The sequence below is a fragment of the Natrinema sp. 74 genome (assembly GCF_046097095.1).
Lineage (GTDB): Archaea > Halobacteriota > Halobacteria > Halobacteriales > Natrialbaceae > Natrinema.
On sequence record NZ_CP175699.1, the window covers coordinates 358,348 to 376,016 of the forward strand.

General features: G+C 57.0%; 21 protein-coding genes and 6 pseudogenes. 6 read left to right on the top strand and 21 right to left on the bottom strand.

Annotated elements, in window-relative coordinates; translation table 11 throughout:
• The first annotated feature begins 319 nt into the window (after window positions 1-319).
• The gene (gene prf1, locus ACJ70B_RS19585) at window positions 320-1,396 is read left to right on the top strand and encodes a peptide chain release factor aRF-1 (RefSeq protein WP_408960668.1); all 1,077 of its coding nucleotides are present in this window, start codon (window positions 320-322) and stop codon (window positions 1,394-1,396) included.
• A 143-nt stretch (window positions 1,397-1,539) separates the two neighbouring features.
• Here prf1 and ACJ70B_RS19590 read toward each other — a convergent pair whose 3' ends face one another.
• The 8 genes and pseudogenes from ACJ70B_RS19590 to ACJ70B_RS19625 form a co-directional block, all read right to left on the bottom strand.
• The gene (locus tag ACJ70B_RS19590) at window positions 1,540-1,869 is read right to left on the bottom strand and encodes a hypothetical protein (protein ID WP_408960669.1); all 330 of its coding nucleotides are present in this window, start codon (window positions 1,867-1,869) and stop codon (window positions 1,540-1,542) included.
• A gap of 31 nt (window positions 1,870-1,900) precedes the next feature.
• Window positions 1,901-2,413: a hypothetical protein gene (locus ACJ70B_RS19595; RefSeq protein ID WP_408960670.1), complete on the bottom strand. Its 513-nt coding sequence runs from the start codon at window positions 2,411-2,413 to the stop codon at window positions 1,901-1,903.
• Window positions 2,414-2,716, bottom strand: coding sequence for a hypothetical protein (locus tag ACJ70B_RS19600; RefSeq protein WP_408960671.1), 303 nt, complete (start codon window positions 2,714-2,716; stop codon window positions 2,414-2,416). It abuts the gene before it with no gap.
• Between the two features lie 71 nt (window positions 2,717-2,787).
• Window positions 2,788-3,113, bottom strand: a pseudogene (locus ACJ70B_RS19605) (hypothetical protein).
• Entirely contained in the window at window positions 3,113-3,403 is a 291-nt protein-coding gene (locus ACJ70B_RS19610; RefSeq protein ID WP_408960672.1) for a hypothetical protein, read from the bottom strand. The pseudogene ACJ70B_RS19605 and the gene ACJ70B_RS19610 overlap by 1 nt, the downstream one beginning before the upstream one ends.
• A 78-nt stretch (window positions 3,404-3,481) precedes the next feature.
• Window positions 3,482-3,916, bottom strand: a complete 435-nt coding sequence (locus ACJ70B_RS19615) for a hypothetical protein (protein WP_408960673.1) — start codon at window positions 3,914-3,916, stop codon at window positions 3,482-3,484.
• Between the two features lie 8 nt (window positions 3,917-3,924).
• Complete coding sequence (locus ACJ70B_RS19620; protein ID WP_408960674.1) at window positions 3,925-4,458, bottom strand: sugar-specific transcriptional regulator TrmB; 534 nt, start codon at window positions 4,456-4,458, stop codon at window positions 3,925-3,927.
• A gap of 693 nt (window positions 4,459-5,151) precedes the next feature.
• The gene (locus tag ACJ70B_RS19625) at window positions 5,152-5,361 is read right to left on the bottom strand and encodes a hypothetical protein (protein WP_408960675.1); all 210 of its coding nucleotides are present in this window, start codon (window positions 5,359-5,361) and stop codon (window positions 5,152-5,154) included.
• Window positions 5,362-5,639: 278 nt separating this feature from the next.
• Between ACJ70B_RS19625 and ACJ70B_RS19630 the strand changes: the two genes are divergently transcribed.
• The 4 genes from ACJ70B_RS19630 to ACJ70B_RS19645 all read left to right on the top strand — a co-directional run bounded on the left by ACJ70B_RS19630 (window position 5,640) and on the right by ACJ70B_RS19645 (window position 7,233).
• Window positions 5,640-5,822 (top strand): hypothetical protein, encoded by a 183-nt coding sequence (locus ACJ70B_RS19630; RefSeq protein ID WP_408960676.1) that lies wholly within the window; start codon window positions 5,640-5,642, stop codon window positions 5,820-5,822.
• A gap of 123 nt (window positions 5,823-5,945) precedes the next feature.
• A complete protein-coding gene (locus ACJ70B_RS19635; protein WP_408960677.1) occupies window positions 5,946-6,380 on the top strand; it encodes a DUF3995 domain-containing protein in 435 nt (144 codons plus the stop codon).
• 191 nt (window positions 6,381-6,571) lie between these two features.
• Window positions 6,572-6,943 (top strand): hypothetical protein, encoded by a 372-nt coding sequence (locus ACJ70B_RS19640; protein ID WP_408960678.1) that lies wholly within the window; start codon window positions 6,572-6,574, stop codon window positions 6,941-6,943.
• Between the two features lie 26 nt (window positions 6,944-6,969).
• Window positions 6,970-7,233 (top strand): hypothetical protein, encoded by a 264-nt coding sequence (locus ACJ70B_RS19645; protein ID WP_408960679.1) that lies wholly within the window; start codon window positions 6,970-6,972, stop codon window positions 7,231-7,233.
• Window positions 7,234-7,641: 408 nt separating this feature from the next.
• Here ACJ70B_RS19645 and ACJ70B_RS19650 read toward each other — a convergent pair whose 3' ends face one another.
• Window positions 7,642-8,154: a hypothetical protein gene (locus tag ACJ70B_RS19650; protein WP_408960680.1), complete on the bottom strand. Its 513-nt coding sequence runs from the start codon at window positions 8,152-8,154 to the stop codon at window positions 7,642-7,644.
• Between the two features lie 1,029 nt (window positions 8,155-9,183).
• Between ACJ70B_RS19650 and ACJ70B_RS19655 the strand changes: the two genes are divergently transcribed.
• On the top strand, window positions 9,184-9,396 hold the full coding sequence (locus ACJ70B_RS19655; RefSeq protein ID WP_408960681.1) for a hypothetical protein: 213 nt from the start codon (window positions 9,184-9,186) through the stop codon (window positions 9,394-9,396).
• Window positions 9,397-9,513: 117 nt separating this feature from the next.
• Here the strand turns inward: ACJ70B_RS19655 and ACJ70B_RS19660 are convergent.
• From ACJ70B_RS19660 to ACJ70B_RS19715, 12 genes and pseudogenes are all read right to left on the bottom strand, one after another.
• Window positions 9,514-10,438 (bottom strand): annotated as a pseudogene (locus tag ACJ70B_RS19660) (transcription initiation factor IIB).
• 430 nt (window positions 10,439-10,868) lie between these two features.
• Entirely contained in the window at window positions 10,869-11,306 is a 438-nt protein-coding gene (locus ACJ70B_RS19665; protein ID WP_408960682.1) for a PIN domain-containing protein, read from the bottom strand.
• Window positions 11,303-11,608, bottom strand: coding sequence for an AbrB/MazE/SpoVT family DNA-binding domain-containing protein (locus ACJ70B_RS19670; protein ID WP_408960683.1), 306 nt, complete (start codon window positions 11,606-11,608; stop codon window positions 11,303-11,305). The genes ACJ70B_RS19665 and ACJ70B_RS19670 overlap by 4 nt, the downstream gene beginning before the upstream one ends.
• A gap of 30 nt (window positions 11,609-11,638) precedes the next feature.
• Window positions 11,639-12,071 (bottom strand): annotated as a pseudogene (locus ACJ70B_RS19675) (hypothetical protein).
• Window positions 12,071-12,359, bottom strand: a pseudogene (locus tag ACJ70B_RS19680) (hypothetical protein). Before ACJ70B_RS19680 ends, ACJ70B_RS19675 begins: the two co-directional pseudogenes overlap by 1 nt.
• Before the next feature lie 370 nt (window positions 12,360-12,729).
• Window positions 12,730-13,029 (bottom strand): annotated as a pseudogene (locus tag ACJ70B_RS19685) (hypothetical protein); the annotation flags it as partial.
• 277 nt (window positions 13,030-13,306) lie between these two features.
• Window positions 13,307-14,605: an NRAMP family divalent metal transporter gene (locus ACJ70B_RS19690; RefSeq protein ID WP_408960146.1), complete on the bottom strand. Its 1,299-nt coding sequence runs from the start codon at window positions 14,603-14,605 to the stop codon at window positions 13,307-13,309.
• 455 nt (window positions 14,606-15,060) lie between these two features.
• Window positions 15,061-15,261 (bottom strand): annotated as a pseudogene (locus tag ACJ70B_RS19695) (DUF6735 family protein); the annotation flags it as partial.
• Between the two features lie 307 nt (window positions 15,262-15,568).
• A complete protein-coding gene (locus ACJ70B_RS19700; RefSeq protein ID WP_408960147.1) occupies window positions 15,569-15,988 on the bottom strand; it encodes a hypothetical protein in 420 nt (139 codons plus the stop codon).
• 77 nt (window positions 15,989-16,065) lie between these two features.
• A complete protein-coding gene (locus ACJ70B_RS19705; protein ID WP_408960148.1) occupies window positions 16,066-16,287 on the bottom strand; it encodes a hypothetical protein in 222 nt (73 codons plus the stop codon).
• 122 nt (window positions 16,288-16,409) lie between these two features.
• Window positions 16,410-17,105 (bottom strand): hypothetical protein, encoded by a 696-nt coding sequence (locus ACJ70B_RS19710; RefSeq protein ID WP_408960149.1) that lies wholly within the window; start codon window positions 17,103-17,105, stop codon window positions 16,410-16,412.
• 165 nt (window positions 17,106-17,270) lie between these two features.
• Entirely contained in the window at window positions 17,271-17,432 is a 162-nt protein-coding gene (locus ACJ70B_RS19715) for a hypothetical protein (RefSeq protein WP_408960150.1), read from the bottom strand.
• Between the last annotated feature and the right edge of the window lie 237 nt (window positions 17,433-17,669).

Consider the following 17,669-nt stretch of genomic DNA (forward strand, 5'->3'; position numbering starts at 1 on the left):
ATCCTGGTGGGCTCAGAAAGGGCGAGGGCGTCTCGGTCGTCCCCCGACTCCGCAAGCACCACAGGCACGAGGAGCGCAGTGTGGGTCGCGGGATGCCGAGCGGCCGAGGGCTATCTATTCGTTCTCGGCCACCGCCTGCCGTCTCGACGGAAGCATTATCCTGCACCGTCACGAACGATATAGTATGCACCACACACCGCCGGTGCAACAGGTGAACGTGCGGACGATGAGCGCTTGCTCTGTTCTTTCGTAGTTGGTAGCGGCGCCGGCGGGTGTATCGCCTTCTCATCGAGCAGCGACGCCGCTTTCACCGAGACAAATGCAGACCACCGAGTACGAACTCCGCGATCGAATCGACCAGCTCACAAACTACCGTGGCGAGGGCACCGAGCTCATCACCGTGGCCGTCTCGCCAGACAAATCACTCCATGCGGTCCGTGAGCGCATTGACCGCGAATATGCACAGGCTGCGAACATCAAATCCGATCAGACACGAACTCACGTCCAGGACGCTCTCGGACGCATCCGACGCCTCCTCCAAGCGTACGAAGAGACACCACCAAGCGGCCTCGTCATCTACGCTGGTGTCGTCGACGGTGAGCTGCAGGACGCCGTCTTCGACGATCTCGACGTCCCCGTCGACGTCTCACTGTACCGCTGTGCGGCTGAATTCGAGACTGCCCCTGTCGAGCAGGCGCTCACCCCGTCAGAGGTGTACGGTCTGGTCATCCTCGAACGGGGCCGTGCCGCCCTCGGTCGCCTCGCCGGCGAACGCATCGTTTCCAGTCGGACCTTCGAGAGCCAAGTGATGGGAAAATCCCGTGCTGGCGGTCAGAGTGCGCAGCGATTCGAACGCGAGCGAGACCGCCAGAAACACGAGTTCTTCGAGCAGGTCGCCGACGCTGCCGAGCAGACGTTCCTCGATGAGCCCACTGTCGATGGCGTCATCCTCGGCGGGACGACGGTCACCGTCGACGAGTTCCAGCAGGGTGACTATCTCCACCACGAGTTGCGGGACCACATACTAGGCGTCTATCCGATTGAGTACGCGACCAAGCAGGGACTCTCACAGCTCGTTGAGCGCGCTGACGACGTACTGTCTGATGCTGAGCGCCGACGGGAACGGGAAGCCCTCGATCGGTTCTTCACGGCGCTGGGACTAGGTGGAGATGTCGCCTACGGAGCTGATGAAACGCAAACCGCCATCGACTATGGAGCAGTCGACGTCCTTCTCGTTTCTGACGCACGGCCACCAGCGGAGATTCGTGAGCTGGAGGAAGCGACGACCGACCAAGGCGGTGAGTGTCTCGTTGTGTCGACTGACACAGATCGAGGTGCCCAGTTCGATGCTGCATTCGGGGGCCTTGGAGCGCTCCTTCGGTTTCCGATCAACTAAGCCGAGTAGTTTTTGACGCCATAGCTGTTCTAGCGTCCCAGTACGGGTATAGAGGCAGTCATCGGTCGTGCAGACGACCTCGAATGGCCGTAAACCGGGCGGTGCGGTGTCGCTCTTGGGGACACGAATCACTCACACCGGTCTCAACCGTCGTCCTGTGCGTTCAATTCTGTAAGGAACTGGCCGGCTGCCGTCCCGATACGAATGCCATCTACGTTGTGCATCTCGAGGTCGTGCGTGGCAGTCCGAAAGGGGTAGTGGTCGACGAGGATGCGATGGATAACGGTTCGGACGGGGTCGGTCCCGTACCTGTCGACGACAGTAGCCATCATCTCGTCGAGATGCGCGTCCCGGTGCTCTGTCCGGGGATGCTGTGCGCGTTCGAGCACGAGTTCGACTACGTCGTCAACTGATGCGTGCTCGGGATTCTTGGTTCGTTCACGAACGTCGTAGAGAGCGTCGTTATCGGGCATTCCTGTTCACTTCGAAGTATCCTCCACGGTATCAGGGCTCTTCGAGCAACGAGCGAGCTCGCTGCACGTAACTGTTCGCGCCCCAGCTACGGGCGTCGCTGATTTCATCGAGGAGCAGCTGCGCATCGGCAGCTGATAGGTGTTCAGTTCGAACGAGAACCGAGAGCAGCGTCGGTGTCGTGACGAGTCGGGTATCCGCGAGTGAGGCGTGGATCAAGCCAAGTTGGTTGAACTCGTCACAGAGGAAGAGCGCAGCATCGAGATCGTTCGCGAGCGTGACCGCCGCGTTCTCACCGTCATCGAGGGGGAACTCGGCATCGAGGTCGACCGACTGTGTCGTGAATGACTCTGCTTGGTCGAGTACGGCGGACGCGGCGTGTCCATGGACGTCATCGTAGGAGGCGATTTCTTGGAGTTCATCGATGACCGCTGTTGGGACGACGACCTCGTACCGGGATAGACAGAGTGCGAGTGGATCGGGGTCGTCGTCAGTAACGATCCCGAGACTCACGAGGGCGGAGGCGTCTGCGATAAGCCGCGACATCTATGCGTCGGCGACCTCGTCGATGAAGTCCTCGTCCAACTGCTGTTTCAACACTCGGAGGTTTGCTGCCTCCTCGGCGCCGACGAGTGCCTTGAGTTGATCGAAGGTGATCTCGTCGTCGTAATAGGCGGCGGCGATCTCTTGGGTGAGTGCGTCGTCGTGAGCGGCGTCTTGGAGGTACTCTCGAAGCGCGGTCACGAGGACGTCTGTTCGGTCTTCCCCGAGGACTGCGGCCAGTGCGTCGGCGCGGTCGACGAGCCGATTGGGGGCCCGAAACTGCACGCGCTTCTTATCGGTGCTCATGATGTGTACAATGTGAGCCAACGCACTTAGCCGTTTTCGTGTGTACGATGTGAGCCTCACTCGGCCGACCGTCACTCGGCCACGAGATGCTCCTCGAGATCACGTGTCCAGTACGTTGCGAGCCCCCCTGGACTACAGTGCTCGCACAGTTGCAACGCCCCCTCGAGATGGCCGAGTTCCACGCGAAATCGAGTGAGCGCTGCGAGCGTGTCAACGACGAGTCCACACCCGTCGCAGGTGGACTGATCGCGCTCGTCGGAATCCGGCTCCGACTGGATCGCACAGTCGACGCAGATGGGGTGAGTAACCCGCTCGTCCTGGTTCCACGTATACCCTCGCCAGCCTCAGCGCCGGGCGGAGTGTCGCAGAAGGCACAGCCAGTGAGCGTCTGCTGCATCACTCACCCTCCGCGTCGGCGTCGTGGCCGGCCATCCAACCCCGATGGAAGACGGCCAGCTGCGTGGCAGAATCGAACGCGGTGCCGCTCGGATCGTGAACCAGAACGCGGTCCTCGGAAACCGGAGTGACGACGTCCGCGTCGACGAGATCGTCGACCAAGCTGTGGGCTGTCGCGTCATCTATGTCTGCCGTGTCGACGCCGGCGACGTCGCGGTCCTGTGCGAGGAGTTCAGTCTCGAGCTGTTTGTAGTCGGCACTCGTGTCGTCGTGCGGATCGGGATCAGCCATGGTAAATCACGCCGCGCACGCTGTCGCGCGCTGCACGCCTCTCGGTGCGGACAAACACCCCACGCGAGACCGCGGTCCCTACTCGCTCCAGAGGGCCGTGATCCGGTCTTCGATCTCGTCGAGGACGAGCGCAACGACGTCACGATGGTCGTCCGGCCACGATGTGTCCTCGCCAGGCGTCGGGGCAGTGGGCGGGGGGTGGAAATGGTCTCGTGTATTGTGCGTATTCGGATGCCGATCCCACCGGCACTCCCAGGCGTGGTCCGCGTGCTGCTCTCGATAGTGGAGTTTGAAGTCGTCGTTTGTGTACCAACGGATCGTCAACTGCGCCTCGTCGACTGCCGTTGGGTAGTACGACGGGGCAAAGACGACGTGGAGTTCCAGATGGCCGCTGGCGTCCGTGACGGTCGCTCGGGAGACCTGCCTCGTCGCTTGGAGCCGCGACTGGAGGAACTCGAGGATGGGACGATCGATGGGGGCAGGGCTCCCGCCATCGCCTGTCGGTGGCACCATTGAGCGGGCTACCCGGACGCCTGTTTGCGCTCGCCACCCGTGCGTTGCTGGCGCGCGCGTTCGTAGCGGTCACGCTCCTCGAGGGCGGTCGCCCAGTCGGCGAGGTCGCTGTACACGTCGTCGATGGTCCGCTCATCGCTGGCCTGCGCGGCGTCGACGGCGTCGACTGCGGCCGGTGACGCGGCGTCGTACGTCGCTTCGTACTCAGTGATGCGCGTCGTCAGCTCACGAACGCGATCCTGCAGGTCCTCGACGGAATGGTCGGCTGCGAGCTGGTTGATGCGTCGCCACTCAAAATACGCGTCATTCCGTTCGTAGGTGGCCGGATGGCCATCGTGCCGGGTGACGATTCCCAAATCGTCGAACCAGCCGAGGTATTTCCGGGCGGTCTTGGGGTCACAGTCGGCGCTGTCGGCGATCGCGCTCGCCGTCGTCGGCTCGCGGGTCTGCAGGATAGTACCGTAGATGCGTTGTTCGACGTCATCGCTGCTGAACGCGTCCTCGAAGGGGGGCGGCCCATCGGTGGCGTCTGTTTCGGACATACTCGGAATTACAGGGCGAAGGATATAGTTCTTACTTCAGGGAATAGTTTCCTGACTTGGGTGGGCTGGGATCCACAGGTTGACAATGCCTTAACCAACATCGGGTAATCCGCTTGTCCAAGTGTTGGTTAAAACATCACTCCTGAAATCGGAGCTCTCGAGCTGGTTTCACGCAGAAGCTGTCTTGACCACCGTCAACGTCATTCTGACCTACCTCACCGCCCAGTGACGACTGGTGTGTGAGCCGGCTGACCAGCTCGTCACAAACCGTTTCACGACTGACAGTCGTTTCGTGCCGGCCGAGCCGCTCGTCGAAATACCGCTTCTGGAACCGTTGGCCGACGTCATCTATGGCGATATACTGTGTCCGCTTCACTCCCGCAACGCTCGTCGAAACGATCTCGGCTCCGACGTCTTCGTGGGTGAGTTCAACGAGCGCCCATTCGACGAACGAGAGTATCGACGTAATGCTTCGATCATTCGGAATAGAGAGTTGAGGAACGTCGCAGGATTCCCAAATTGGACGATTTCGAAGCGGTTCAGGCTCAATACTAACTGGTTGTGATTTCTGAGAACTCATGGTTCACAGGGAGAATGATGGTACTCCCTCGCCCCTCTGGGGGTCGATAAACCCGTCAGAGTGCTCTAAAACGGGTCTCAGTTGTCATCCCCGACGAACCGCCGTGCACGTCCCTAGATCGAGTCACTGTCATCAGCACCCGCTTCATCTATCTCGAGGTCCGAGGACTGATCACGACGCTCGAGTGCCTCCTGACAGTCACTGAGGTGCTCTCGAAGCGCTTCAGTAGTCGCCTCGAGGCCCGCAATACGGTCGTCTTTCTCCTCGAGTGTTGCCTCGAGTTCGTCGACCCGGCCGGTCAACAGTCGATTCTTCTCGGCCAAATACGCATGATTCTGCGCTGGTTCGTCACGACTGCCGGCGGTCGACGCCCCGCTCTGTCTGGAACTCGCTTCACTCGAGTCGTCTCGAGCGACTCAAGTACCTGTTCCATTCGATGGATACCTAGTACTTTAGGCCGAGTTCGTTGACTCGTCAATCGAGTCGGTTGGTCTCCTCGTCGGGGTAAGCAACGACGGCGACGTACCGTATGCGTCCTCGATAAGCCGTCACCCCGCAAGTTGTCCATTATAAGCGTCCATGGATCGCCGGCAGCGTGCTCATGGCTCCGGACAAGGAAGAGTACCCAATGGGACTCGTTAGTGGTATCACGGAGATACTGGGCTTTGATCCGACACCGGGGCCGGTCGAGCAGTTCCTCTCGGCGCTCATCCGTTGGACGTTCGTCTGTGGCGGCCGGCGATACCGCTTGCGCGAGAAGTTCGACGTGACGGTTGTCGAGTAGTGGCCCGTCCAGAGACAACCTACCAGCCTAAGTGAAGATCTGAGTTGTACCTTCACCACGAAGATGCCACCCACTATGCGATCGTGGTCACCAATGTTGACCGGTTACACTGCCTGTACATGGATGTTCGTGTTCGCCGCAATGAGTTTCTATTGGGCTCTTGGCGGAACTATAGGTCTGAACACCGTCTCGCTTGGTCAGGATGTCGCAGACGAATCGTGGTTCATCACGGCTCTCTGGCTCACTGGCATTCTAAAGGTCGGTAGTGGATTGCTCGCGCTTGCGCTGGTCCAGACATGGGGTCAGCAGATCCCGCGCTGGCTGTTGCTCATTGCTGCATGGGGTGTGGGTGCTGTATTGGTCATCCACGGCGGTGATTTCGTGATTCAGGGAGCACTCACAGAGACGGGACTCATCAGTTTCTCCAGCCCTGCGGCTTGGACATCGAATCACTGGCAGACATTCGTGTGGGGACCGTGGTGGCTCCTCGGTGGAATTCTCTTCTGTACAGCGGCGTGGAACTACCAATTGAGGTCACGTAATCAGCAGGTCAGATGATGAGTGGTTGGTGGCCCGTGTATGCCAAGAGCCAGTTAGTTCTATACAGACTACTCTGCTTGTTGTGACAAAGGTTAGTTGCGACTGTGACTACTGCTCCAGAGGTTGTCGGAATCGTCACTCCACGAGTGACCCAATTATTTCCTGAGCGGTGGAACTTTATTAACGAGGACCTGGGGTCTTGCGCTCACATGTGGGGTCTTACGTCCTCAATTAAACCAACATGGAAAACCTCTGAAAGGGACGACTGGGTTCTCTTCTATACCCGGGAAAACCAGTACGAGCATGCGGCCCGGATTAAAGGAAAACAGCACAATCCAGATTTTGGTGACGCGATTCGAGAGGAGGTCCTTAAGGACGTGAGCCGTGATCGAGATTGGGATTATCTGTTGCTGTTAGACGATCCGATTGAGGTTTCGGTAAGTGGTGATACGGTGGCGGAGTTACTGGATTATGGGAATTGGTTTCCCGTTAGGTTCATTCGGGTCATTGGTGAACGACTGGAGACAATCGAATTAGAATACGACGGTGTGGATGGATTCATTAGTGCCATCCGTGAGTAGGCGTGAGCTTGGAGATCATCAGTACAATGGGGAGTGGAAGTATAGGACGCGAGCTGGATTTGGACGTTCTCGTGAATGAGATAAGAGGGGCGCTGAGAGATTCGCTTGAGGTCAACTTCACTGGCGACGGTATCGTCACGCTTCGTCTAAACGAGGGTGGCCCTGCTTTCACAGTGGACATTAGACTCCGTCAGCGCGACCGCGACGAGGAGATCGTCGCACACCTCGGGATCGAGGTCGTCGAACAACCTCGCCCCGTCGTCACCGGTCCGTGCAAGGTACTCACCTAACCGTTGCTGCCTTGCCTCTGGGATCACGTCGATGTCGGCGTCGATGCCCGTTGGAGGCGCCAGAGTCGGACCACACCGCCAGCGGTAACGGCTTGGCTCAGTAGCTCAGTTCAATCTCGTATCCATGATCGAGTGCGAATCCGCACATCGTAAGTTGCTATTATTACTCTATGGGCGGTCTATGAAATTACGCTCCGAGAAACTCACTTCGGATCTCTGCACCCTGTTCGTGTACTGCAGTTAGATTCCGAGGTATTCTTCGATTTCACGTGGATAGAACCTACTTCTCGATACGTTGAGGCGTCCGGTGCGATGTGGTTCTCAATGTAGTTGCCGCAGTTAGCGTCCCCGTCACCGTATTTCGGAAGGGACCAGAAATCTGGCAGGTGAAACGTGGCCTGACTGAGATTACTCTATGGCGTCACCTATCTCTTCGAGCTGTTCATGACAGCGCTGAACTGTGGTCCGGTAACGGTCGTGGAGGTTTTCGTTCTCTGTAAGGAGTATCTCGACCAACTCATCGATAGTCTGTAAGATCTCTTCGATGAGGGGATCACGATCGACGACGGTCGTTGGCTCGGCATCATAACGATCGCCTGGATTCTTCGCTGTCTTTTCGGTGTAGTAGAGGGTAATTCTGACGCGGCCCTCATCTTCGTGCTCGAAGACGAGATACGACTCACCCGCTGTGACGATGGCTCGTTCGGACTCACCGGCGATGAAGTCGTCCATCCCGAAAAATACGAACCCCGTGATCAGTTCTCGGAGACGGAACCCGATTTTTCCACCGTCGCCGGGGAACGACTCACCGTTGACGGTGATCGTAACACCGACTGAGAGGGATAGTGCTTCCTCATCGGTGCGTATCCTGTTGTCCCCTTCTGGCCGAGAGTAGGCGATCTCGATAGTATCGTTACTCATCATAGGTTCCTCAGCCAATCACCTGCTCCACGCGACCAGGTCCAGACGTTCTTGCCTCCTTTTTTCGGATGTGCAACTTCCATTCTCCCAGTATTCGGATCAACTCTGACCTTTATTTCATCAACGCCTTCTATACTCGAACTGCGACTGAAAGCGATATATCCGCCATCTCGACGCTGATGATTGCTTTCATCTATGGTTTTATAGATCGACTTTTTATCCCCGGCTATACCATCCATCTTTCGAGGAAGTTCTTTACCTCTTGCTCCTTCCGGAATATGGTCCCCCTTTAGCTTCTGGCCGGCAGGGAAAAAGAGGAAATCTGTTTGTCTTTAGAATTCATCTTATATCCCTCAATGTGTCGCGCTTTTGCATGAGTCCATCCCCAGTCATCCTTATTACCCTGCTCAACCCAAGCAGTTTCTAATTTCGTACCAGGGTCTATTCCCCAAGGGTTGTTTTGACTGAACTCATATAGATTGTCTATCTGTGCAACTATAGACGTATCCTCTATATTTCCTCCAGAACGGGCGATGTATATCGGTCTCGAACTGTTCGTAGTCGGCGCTCGTGTCGTGGTGCGGATCAGACATGGTGAATCTTGCCGGGCACGCGAGAGCGCGCCTCACGCCTCATGGCGCCGACAGACTGAGCGTCGGTAGCAGGTGGGGTAGTGAAGCAGGTCCCAAGCTTCCGGAGCATTAACCAATAATTTGGGATCACCCCTGGGCCGTTGATTAATGCAAACTTCCTACTGCAGAACTACAGAAGAGAACAAAAATTCGGGGAGAGACCGAGATCTACCTCTGGCGAGCGGCTACCTGGGTACGATGACTTAGTCCCCACCATTGCGTTTCTCAGAATCGCTCGGTAAGTTGTCCATTGATCTCTCTCGACGCCTATTTGATCTTAATAGCCCTGTTGAAATCATCAAATAGTGATAGATTCAGAACCCCCACGTTCAGTACAGAGTGTGTACTGATCATCATCACCGCTACGTATTTGCATGAGGATCTTCTACCACGTAATATGAACGTCCCCTCTATGCACAGATCTTCGGAGTTTCGCCAACTATTTTTCATCGCGGTTTCTATGGTCACGGCAGTTGCTTTTTCGTATGATTACATGACAACAGAAGGGTCAGCAGACATGTTTTTTGTTATCATTGGAGCCGGTCTGTTGCTTGCAATGCTGGTGATTGTTCCCGTACTGCTGTTTGACCGAAGACAAGGTTCGGCCTGATAAGTTCGCACACGTAGTTACCGAATCATCCAATTCGTTCTTACCTGAATCTCTGCATACAGAAATCGCGCTACCGACTACTGGTTGCAAGCATTCCTCTGGTTTGCTGTATCTGGCTCAGGTATCGATCTCGAGTAATTCGTCTCGCCGACTGCGGAGCGTATTCGGCGATGTTTCCTGCGATATCGGCGGTCCGTTGTCGCGAGAGACAGCAGCCGACTCGCTGGGCAGCGAGATAGAGACAGCCCGCTGCGACGCCACTCGGCCGGCAACCGATCGTCAGTCCGCGTTCGCGTGCCGTCTGTGCGAGCTCGAGTGCTCGTCGACGCACGTGGTCCGGAACCTCGAGTTCTGTCGCAAGCCTCGGAATCCGATCGGTTGCTGCAATCGGCTGTGTCGGTAACTCGAGCTCGACGTTCAGCGCGGTGTAGGTGCTGGTGAGTCGCTGCTGATCACAGCGCACACAGGCTGCGACTTCGGTTCGTGATCGTCCGAGTCCGTTACAGCGAGTGGTGGCGTAGACACTGGCTGCAGCCACTGCCTCGAGCGATCGTCGGCGACAGAGCTGTTCGGACTGTGCCGTTCGGAACAGCGAACACGCCTGATCCCGGATACGCTGTGCGAGGCCGAGACTGGCGACGATTCGCCGGATTTCACCGAGTCCATAGGCGAGGTTCCGTTCGACTTTCGACTGCCACTGGGCACGGGACTGTTCGCGACGCAGCCGGTTCAATTGTCGGCGCTTCGTGCTCGAGAGGGTGTTTCCATGTCCGTCTTGCATGTACCCGATCTCGGTGGAGAGGTCTCGGTCGTGGCGTGTCGGTGTTAGCGGGGCGCCGGTCCGTTTCCTGGATCCCTGCTCGTCATGTCGACCCCAGTCAGGTCCTCGATCTAAGTGGGTATCCTCGAGGAGACGGCCACAGTCCTCGCAGATCGTCTCGCGATCAGTCGTTCGAACGCTGCCGCTACAGTCCGGACAGGTAGTTGGAGTCGTCTGAACGCCATCGTCACACGTAGTCGTGTAGATGTCTCTCGTTGCCATCGATAACTCCGAAGAGGACAACTGATCAGCCCCTTCACCGGGCGATAAACACCACTCGTTGATTCCAGAGTCCAGTAGAAGGGTCCGTCGTATTGGTGCTAAATTTCAGGCAGGTTTCCCCTAATTGACACACCACGTGAGGGATGGGGCTCTAACGCCGGTCTCTGGCCGACATTTCTCGAGACATCGAACCCCAGCGGTACGCTTACTCATAGACAGCAACCAGCACTGAGGAAACACTCACGCGGTTTCGGTGACGATCTCGGTATCAGGGCTCGCGTGGTAAGTGGGGAGAAGGCGACCATGTTCTTCACCTTCTGGATCCGCGGAACTCGAACCTGGTGAGATTATCGAAATAATGCTCAAGACAGATCCACGCAGCGAGTAGTCGAAAAGCTGGTTACATCGAAGGTGTCTCCAATTGACTGGCCTAAACACCATTCTCGCGAAATCGAACTACGTCGACGTCGATTGGAAGCGCCTCGAAGTCGTCGTCAGCACCGGCGATGAGTGTCGCATCCGTCTCGGAAGCGAGTGCAACGCCATGAGCGTCCGCGAACGAGATGTGACCATCCGCCTTCACCTCGGCGGCAAGCCGCCAGTCAGCTCGTTCGATTTGAATACCCCACCGCTCGAGCGCACGGAGATCGCGATCGGCAGTCCGAAGTGAGTCTGTCGTGGGTTTGTCGTCATTTCCTTCGAAGCGTGCAACGAGATAGAGTACTTCCCCAGCGTTGGTTTCTGCCAGCAGCCCTTCGTCAGACCCGTCACGAACGTCCCGAAGATACTCTTCGACGACGCTCCGACCTGGCTCGTCATAGAGGTATGCGATGATCGCTTCGGTGTCAAAGACGTACCGGTCGCTCATTCATCCTCCGAGTCAGCCGGTCGGAGCCGGTCAGCACGGGTCTCTTCACGCCGGCGTTCCTCGTGTTTCAGTTCGCGAACCCGGTCAAGCACGTCGCCACGATCGCGGTCGGTGTCAGCGTGAATCCCGCCTAACTCTTCGAGTGACGGAATTGGTTCGACGATGATCCGCTCGTCTTCCTCGTAAATGAACACCTCACCTGGGGTGTCGATCCCGAACTTCTCTCGGAGCGTCTTCGGGATCGTTGCCTGTCCCTTCTGTGAGACGCGTACGACCTCTGGGTCTCGAGTACTACTCGACATATTATATTCTACTATGGACCCAGAGTACTACTAACTATCGATGGGAAAACCCCTCCTCGTTCGTTCAAAATACCCGCTTATTTTCTCTGTCGGCGTCGTAATGAGATGCTTTTCGAGGTCCCAGGTCCAATACGTTGCCGGCCTACCGAGGCTACATTGTGTACATAGCTGCAATAGACCATCCAGATGACCGAGTTCGACGCGGAACCGCGTGAGCCGGGCGGGACCTTTGGTCCCGCTGGAAGCCGGCGTGAAACACCGGCGACGCCGCGATCGTGTCGACAACGAGCTCACAGCCGCCACAGGTGCAGTGATCGCGGTCATCAGAGTCCGACTCCGCTTAGATAGCGGTCGACACAGATCAGATGGGAGACTCGCTTGTCTTTTCCCACGTATGTGCCTCACCGATCTCGATTCCGAGCAGGGCGTCGAAGAAGGCACAGTCAGTGAGCGTTTGCTGCATCACTCACCCACCTCGTCGGCGTTGCGAGCAGCCATCCAGCCTCGGTGGAAAACAGCAAGTTGAGTACTCGAGTTAAAGGTGGTCCCGCTTGGCTCGTGGACGAACACCCGCTTGTCAGGTACCGGTGTCGTCACACCGTTATCGATGAGTTCCGTAACGAGCTGTTGGGCGGCTGTGTCGTCAATATCCGCTGTCACGGTGCGAGTTGTATCCAGATTGGGCAACGAGTCTGGCTTCGAACCGGCTGTAATCGTCTGCAGTGTCGTCAATCAGGTTTGGATCAGTTATTGGAACTACATGAGGCACATTGTTGAACGCGCCTCATGTCTCATGGCGTCAAGAAACCCGCTGCTGGAAGCACAATCGAGTCGAAGATACTAGGTGATGCGTACTGGAGTCTGTGACCGAGATTCAACAATAGGCTGGAGAACCGACGGCTGGTGATTACTCGGAAGAAGTCAAATTACTGACCCGGCTAAACGTTTCGGGGGGTAGTTGTAGTGCGGCTGTTGAACTGGAGATGACGACTGCCGATGGATCAACTGCATCGAGGAACATTTCGCTATTTGTGTCCTTACCAGCTGTTACAAATACGATTCTTTTATTCGATCTGCGGCGTGATTTTTCGTGCCGGTTCTTCCGTCTCGCATGAGTTATCTCACCCGGTGAGCTTCGTCTTTGCCTCTGAGTTCTGATACTGGTCCGACCGGGGTTCGACGGACTTCACTCGAAGCTCACCGAAGCCGTATTTCGAGTGACTGCCGACCCGGAGGATACCGCTCTTCGCGGTCTCCACCGGGCGGTCGCCCTCGTAGGCAACCACCTGCCTGTGGTCCACGGTCTGGAGCTTGTAGACCTCGCGTTGCTTCAACACCTTCTCCTCGCGTTCACGGAGATCGCGGCGGTCCTCCTTCCACCACCACGGAATGTCTTGGTCGTGAGCATTCGGGTACTCCGACTATTCCTGCCGCGCTGGCCCCCACGTGGTCATCGAGTTCGCCAGAGCGGAGGTAAGTGGCGGTCCCGAGCAGCCCTGTGACGACGAAGGTAGCGCTGGCGGTACCCGCGACTGTACCAGGCGGGATGTCCAGTAGGGCGTACAACGCCGCAGTGACGAAGACACCGCCGGGGCCGACTGCGGTAATTCTCATTCCACCCGCAAGAGAGACGAGGACCAAGGCGAACACAACCGGGAGTCTGAGGCCGGCGACTGCGGTCATATCAGCTCATCCCGTTCACCCGGCGAACCCGCCGGTGAGAATCGTCTCGATGACCAACGTGCCGGCGCTGTAGGCCGAGTAGGCCGCCACGAGGATGAGTGCGGCGTTGAGGATATTGAGCGTCAGCCCGTTGGTGTGTTCACCCATCACGTCGGAGTCGTTGACCGCCCAGAACAGCAAGGCTGCGGTGATGGGTAGTCCGACCACGGCGTTGTAAGCCGGGAAGAGGATGATCATGTCGATGACGCTGAGGCCCATATACTGGTGGACGAGTGGCGAGAGGCTGCCAATCGCGACGCCAGCGACGTAAATGATGAGGAATGTCCGGCGGCTATCGGCATACTCGCCGCCCATCGCCTCGCGGATTATGTAGCCAGGCGCCCACATGATGGGGATAATACTGTTGAAGGCCGCCGCGAGGGTCCCCACGAGGAAGACGACCATCGCCCACTCACCGAGCACAGTCGCCATAGCTTTGCCAGGCGTGAGGAACGTCTGGAGGTGCTCGTAACCCGCTGGTCGCAGGACCGCAGCCGCAGCGACGACGATGGCGATGGTAGCAATGCCGCCGACTGCGTAGCCGATGGCGAGATCACGGCGCATGTCAGGGATCGCATCAGCGCCGACCCAGCCTTTCTCTTCGACGAGCTCGGATTCGAGGAAGAAGTTGGGCCACAGCGCCGTGGTCCCAAGAATGGAGACCGCCAGCACCATCCCGTTCATGCCACCAAGTATGGGGATAAATCCCATCGTTGCGGTGACAATATTCGGCGAGGAGGCGCCGGCAACGATGACGTAGCTGACGAGAAGACCGAACATCATCGTGATCATGATCTTTTCGACCCAGTCGTAGCCGAGGATACCGACCACGATGGCCGCAAGGCCGGTCAGGTATGCGAACGGGCCCCAGCCGATTCCTTGGAGGCCGAGCAGGACGACGATGCCCTTCCCGACAGCGGCGGTGAGTTCGAGCGTCCAAGCGACACAGCCGACCGACAGAAGTACCATGAGCACCGTCGATATAGTCCGTCCGAGTTTCTCTCTGGCGAAGGCGGCCAGGGACTCGCCGAAGATGCCAAGACGGGCGCTCATGTCTTGGGCCATGTAGCCGAGTAGAACCGCGCCCACGACAGCCCACAGAAGCGAATAGCCGTAGCGGACGCCGGCAGAACTGGCGATGAAGATTGATCCAGAGCCAAAGTATCCGGCGACCATCACGAACGCCAGCCCATACTTCCGGAAGACGTCGCTTACCGTGGTCTTGACGCCGAATATCGAGCGAAGATTGTCGTACGTGTTGAAATCAAAACTCATTGTTTCATAGGTTTCCTTGGTCGTTTAGCGATGCATGCGTTGGCGGGGGATTCCTCTTTGAGACGACCGGCCCATCTCGCGAGCGTCACCACTCAGCTGGAACGGATCACGCTGGCAATACTACGACGACCCCGAACCGCCAAGCTCCGAGTGCGTACACTACCTGGCGCACAATGTCCAAGAACTATATTACGATACAGCCCACCCAGAGGGTTATTTCCTGTGGTTCTAGGAAAGGGAGCTATTCTGTTATGAAAATCGCGGAGAGCCGTTCTCAGAGGGTGATAGTGGCGTTGCTGGCATCGTTTCTACATCGCCGTCAGCTAACTTCTGGCCGACAAGGACGTCGTCGATTGGATACTCTGGACAGGATGGGTTGGGGACTGCCCTGTCCCGGAGTGCATAGCCCGGAACATGGTGGCCTCCTTCGTCTCAAAGCCCCGTAACCATATTGGATAGTCGTTGACCAGATCTCTTTTCAGTCCGTCCGCGAGTTCAGTAAGCAGCTGTTTCGTCTACTTGGAGTCGATGTTATCGCCGCCGAACGGCGTCTCCGCTGTGATGCGATGCTTGAGGTTCGCCGCGCCCCAGTGAAAGTAGTGAAGCGTGTACTGTCCGTTGGTCCGTTTGTACGCAACGACTGCTCGGTAGCCCATTGATTAATCACCTCGCAGGGTGATCTGGGCTGGATCGCCCCGCATCCCTCCGAGGACGAACAACCCTACTCGTCGATCGGCTCAGGGGGGCTGAGATCCGCGTGGAATACCTCGCCATCGCGAACGACGTACCGTTTTGCTAGGAACTCGCCCCGCACCCCCTCCTGGGGGGAGAAAAACTGCTACCGGCGGCTAGCCGTTAACCAACATCGGTTGCTACTGGATGAGTCATGTTGGTTAATCGGGCTGGTTCCCTGTGGGGGCTGCTACGCTGTCGGCTCAGCAGGGATACCTCGCGGATCTCAGTTCAGTACGGGTGGTAGCTCGGAGCGATATCCCCGGTTAGTACACTGCTCTCGAAGGCGTCGCTTTCGCTGCCCTCGTGGTCGATGATTCGATAGACTGCATCACCGCTCCAGTTACACTGATCGCTCGAACACACCGCGCTTGCTAGGGCCCCGTTCCCTGTATCTAGATGAACGCTTTGGAGATCGAGTGGCTCGCTACAAAGTGGGCACGTCGACGGAACTTGCGCATATCGGTAGCCCGTACTGATGTCGATGTCATCTTGCTCAGCGTCAATGCCACGAAGCCCACCGACGAGATGGCCGACTCGTGAGCGAAACTCGGTGAGAAGCGCGTTGCGGGCTTGCTCGTCGACGGGGAGTTTCGCGCTATCAAGGGTAATCGTTACTCGATACGCTGTCGTCTCGTTGGAGTCTTTCATTTGGTTCACCTCTGAAGGACGTTTGATTCCCCCGCACCCCTTCGGGGGTGAAAAAAGATATTCGACTACGAGCTGACTCACCCCTCTTGTGAGCGGATTTCTTGTGCCTGACGTTCGAGACGCCGGAGAATCTGAACACGTCCCTGATTCGCATTCTCGTATGCGACACAAGCCCGTAGTGTCGCCATATCGTTGATCGTCACAATACCGGCGTTAATGAGACGCGTGTTCGGTGGTTCGAGACGCTGTTCCGGTGTTAGGCCACCCGATTCTACAAATTGATCTGAAGAGTCACTCACTGGTGTCTGCCTCCGCGCCCTCAAGGCGACGACAAACAGCACCTGCTCACTCCCTTTCTAGCTCAAATTCGGAGACGGCCACCCACAGATACCGTCGCTGTTGCTATCGCAGTGGGTGCAGTTTACTTCTGCTGCTGCTTGAGGAACTTGAGGAGCGTCTCGATATCCTCGGCCGAGGCCGATGATTGACCGACCATACTCTTGAATCGGTGATCGAGTCCGCCCTCTTCGATGAACGCTTGTGCCTCACTGAGCTGTTGACGAAGGGCTTCAGTATCGCCGCGATGCAGATGCGTCTCGACCATTCCGAGGTCGATCGACGGAACCGCAGCGAGGACGTCAGCGAGATCCGTTTTTCGACCACTATGGAGCTTGGCTGCAACGAGCACTTCGCCGTCAGCTGCCCGTGCGGTCGTCGACCGAGTACCGCCTGAAATCGTCGTCGGAGAACTGTGCTTGTGCAGATAGTCGAACGACCACTCTGCTTCGGTCTGTCGGCAGCCGAGGCCGTTCACAAGAATGTCTACACCGACCGGGTGAGGAAGCCCTTCAGTACGCTCGAAGAGTTCGATTTCCCGATTATTCCACGGGAAGTCTTTCCGAACAACGACCGTGTGACCGCTCGGGAGCTCTGCTACGTACCACAACGACCCGTCAAACATCTCTGAGAGGCCACCGAACTCCTCAAGTATCGATTCGGAATAGATCCCAAATATCGGGAGTTCCTCGATGTTCTCAGCGAGTGGCCGATCGGTTGGCCAGACTTGCAACGGGTCGACAAACCCCAACATCGGCGCATATTCGACCTCGAGCGCCATCGCAAGCCGGCAGATGACTTCGAACAGGCGGTCGACACGCCGCTGGTACTCATCGTCTTCGATGCCTCTCTCCCACGGATTGTCGAACCAGGGGGTTCCTGCGATAACGATTTCTGGGGCAGGTACCTGACTGTCTGACTCTGAATCAAATCTAATCTCGAAGTCCTAACTATCCTCAGAGACGAGAAATACTGACGAGTCCGGGTTTGCAGTAGTCTGCTCAGTCGGGATTTTCTCCACTGTCAGTCCAACTTCTGCACAGATATCTTTAATCACCTCACCGGTATCATCGACTGCAGACGGGGTGTAATATGGAAGACTCTTCATTGCTCGATCTCCTCGTAGCTAGTATACGTAATCTGGACCTTGTCTGCGGTAACTTCCTCGTTGGTCTTTAAGTCTTGTCTCCTCAATCAGTTCATCGAATCTATTTCCGTGTCTGTCTATCGTCTGCCTTGGAAGCACTAGTTTATCTCACTGAGTAGGTGAACAACTGATATTCTGTTTTGAAGTGGTCCGAGTAGTGTATTGCCGTATAGATGAAGAAAGACGTTATGGTGGGCG